The organism is Aeromonas sp. HMWF017 (genome assembly GCF_003061465.1).
Taxonomy (GTDB): Bacteria; Pseudomonadota; Gammaproteobacteria; order Enterobacterales; family Aeromonadaceae; genus Aeromonas; species Aeromonas veronii.
In genome coordinates, this window is sequence record NZ_QAJD01000073.1 from 5690 (window position 1) to 8550 (window position 2861).

3 protein-coding genes are annotated in these 2861 nt (G+C 61.4%); all 3 read right to left on the reverse strand.

Features of this window, described 5'->3' with window-relative positions; all coding sequences use genetic code 11:
• Positions 1-851, reverse strand: an 851-nt coding sequence (locus tag DBR30_RS07425; protein WP_258224326.1) for a putative 2-aminoethylphosphonate ABC transporter ATP-binding protein, incomplete at its 3' end; no start/stop codon positions are given.
• 272 nt (positions 852-1123) lie between these two features.
• Positions 1124-2143, reverse strand: coding sequence for a putative 2-aminoethylphosphonate ABC transporter substrate-binding protein (locus tag DBR30_RS07430; RefSeq protein WP_108540545.1), 1020 nt, complete (start codon positions 2141-2143; stop codon positions 1124-1126).
• A 120-nt stretch (positions 2144-2263) separates the two neighbouring features.
• The coding region (phnR, locus tag DBR30_RS07435; RefSeq protein ID WP_181363515.1) for a phosphonate utilization transcriptional regulator PhnR at positions 2264-2861 on the reverse strand (598 nt) is incomplete at its 5' end.

A 2861-nucleotide genomic window follows, 5' to 3' on the forward strand; every position in this document is an offset into this window, starting at 1 on the left:
GCACTCAGGGTGATTACCTCGGGGCGGATCGCCACCTGCAATTTGCTGCCGGCAGCGGCCTGGTTGGCAAGTGTCAGCGGTTGTTCGTTGAGGCGCACCTGATTGGGGCTCAGCACCAGGGTCTCGAGGAAGTTCATGGTGCCGACAAAGCTTGCCACGAAACGGCTGGCAGGCTGGTGGTAGATCTCCTGCGGGGTGCCCACCTGCACGATGCGGCCACCCTCCATCACCACGATGCGATCGGCCATGGTCAGCGCCTCTTCCTGATCGTGGGTCACCATGATGGTGGTGATGCCAAGGCGCTGCTGCAGGGCGCGGATCTCGCTGCGAAGATGGGTGCGCACCAGCGCATCCAGCGCGCTGAGCGGTTCGTCCAGCAACAACAGACCGGGGGAGAGGGCGAGCGCTCGGGCCAGCGCCACCCGCTGCTGCTGGCCGCCGGAGATCTGGCTCGGGTATTTGTGGGACTGGGCAGTGAGATCCACCAGCCCCAGCCAGTGGTCCACCCGCTCCTTGATGAGATCCCGCGCCAACCCCTGATTCTCAAGGCCGAAGGCGATGTTCTGGGCCACCGTCAGGTTGGGGAAGAGGGCGTAGGACTGAAACACGATGCCAAAATCGCGCTCCTGGGGCGGCAGGCGGGAGATATTGCGCCCTCCTTGCCAGATCTCGCCGCGGTCCGGCAGATCCAAGCCGGCGATGGCTCTGAGCAGGGTGGTTTTTCCGCAGCCGGAGGGGCCGAGAAAGCAGATAAACTCCCCCGGCTCAATGGTCAGAGAGATCCCTTTAAGGGCCTGAAAAGCACCGAACTGCTTGTTGAGATGTTGAATGTCCAGATAGGGCTGGGTCATGGTTCGACTCGCTACTGATTTGGTATATACCAGTTTGCGGGTGAAGTGTGACGGTCAGGTGATCGGGGGATGACAGCTTGATGACAGTCAAATGAGATCGGGCCGTCAACAAGTGGCTGGGCCCTGTGTGGATGGGCGAAGCGTCGCTAATTGAAGGCAATACAAACTCGGGAAGTTAAAACCAAAAAGCGAAGGCCAACAGCTGTTGGCCTTCGACTGGCAGTTTATTGGCAGCGGTGTGTCTGGCGTGAACAAACCGCCGCCCTTCACGCTTACTGCTTGGCTTCGGTCTTGCCGTCGAAGCTGGCGCTCCACTGGGCCAGGATGGTGTTGCGCTCGCGGGCTGCCCAGCTAAAGTCATTGTCGATCATCTGGCCTTTGATATCCGCCGGATAGCCCGCTCTCGGTTGGGCTACATCGGGGATGGCGACCACGGCGAACGACTTGTTGTAGAGGGCGTTGGCCTGTTCGGTGGCGGCAAAGTCGAGCAGCTGTTTGGCGGCTTCCAGCTTGGGGGTGCCCTTGATGATGGCGGCAGCTTCCATATCCCAGCCCGACCCCTCTTTCGGGAACACCACCTCGATGGGGGCTCCCTTGGCTTTGAGGCTGGTGGCCGGGAAGTCGAAGGAGATACCGATCACCGTCTCACCGCTGGCGGCCAGTTTGCAGGGGGCGGAGCCCGAGTGGGTGTAACGGTCGATGTTCTGGTGCAGGCCGTTCATAAATTGCCAGCCTTGCTGCTCGCCCATGGTCTGCAGCCAGCCCGCAACGCTCAGGTAACCGGTACCGGAGGAGCTGGGGTTGGGCATGATCACCTTGCCCTTGTAGATGGGCTTGGTGAGGTCGGCCCAGCTGGTGGGGGCCGGGATCCCCTGTTTTTCCGCCTCTACCTTGTTGAAGCAGATGGCGCTGAAGAAGGCGTCCAGACCGATCCAGTGCGGCTCGGCCTTGCTGTCGCGAAAGCGGCTGTCGAGCTTATCCAGTCCTTTCGGTGCATAGGCATTGAGCATCTGCTGCTGATCGAGCTGCATCAGGCTGGTGGCGGCCAGTCCCCATACCACATCCGCTTTGGGCTGGGCTTTTTCTGCCAGCAAGCGGGCGGTGACCACGCCGGTGGAGTCACGCACCCACTTGATGTTGATATCCGGATGCTGGCGTTCGAACGCGGTTTTCAGCTCGTTGAGCTGCTCCGGTTCGAAGGCTGTGTAGACGGTGAGATCGGTCGCGGCCAGTGCCGGGGCTGTCGTGGCAGCCAGCACGGCGGCGGCCAGCAGATGGGTTCCCTGTTTCATCCTCTTCTCCATATAAGTTGGCTTGGTATAAACCAGATTGGTCGAGAGAGAGGCTAGGGGATCTTTATGACGTGACCGTGACAGCCCTGTGACGTTTTGCCGTTCCTGATGTGCCCGTGACTAATCCTGGGTATCCACCTCGATCTCCAGACTGTCGTGGCGCCAGTACTCCAGATCGAAGTCGAGTACCCGGCCGTGCTGATCGAAGTTGAGCCGCTCGAGGCGCAGGGCGGGCAGACCGGCGGTGGCCCCCAGCGCCTTGGCCACCTCGTCCGGCAGGGCGGTGGGGAAGAAACGCACCTGCATGCGGGCGTAGTGGAGATCGTAATGGGCCTGGTAGATCTCGGTCAGACTGCCGTTGAGATCCAGCTCCAGCAGGCCGGGTACTCGTTCAGGCAGGCAGTGGTTCTCGCAGTAGCAGATGGCGCGCCCGTTGGCGTAGCGCAGCCGTTTTAGCAGAAACAGGCTGTCGAACGGCTTGAGCTGCAGTTGCGCCATCAACGCGGGCGGTACCGCCTGGCGGCTTTTCTCCAGCAGTTCGGTGCGCGGCTCACCCCCTTGCTCCCGCACTATCTGGTGAAAGTTGGAGGTGCGTCTGGGGTTCAAGCGAAAGCGCGGCGGGGTGACGAACCAGCCGCGGCGATCTTCCCGATAGATAAGGCCGTTCGCCTCCAGCTGCACCAGTGCCTCGCGGATGGTGACTCTTGTGGTGCCATAG

What these genes read in the sequence shown, in the direction of transcription:
- DBR30_RS07430 (WP_108540545.1), bottom strand. Translation starts at nt 2,143, where the DNA reads ATGAAACAGGGAACCCATCTGCTGGCCGCCGCCGTGCTGGCTGCCACG.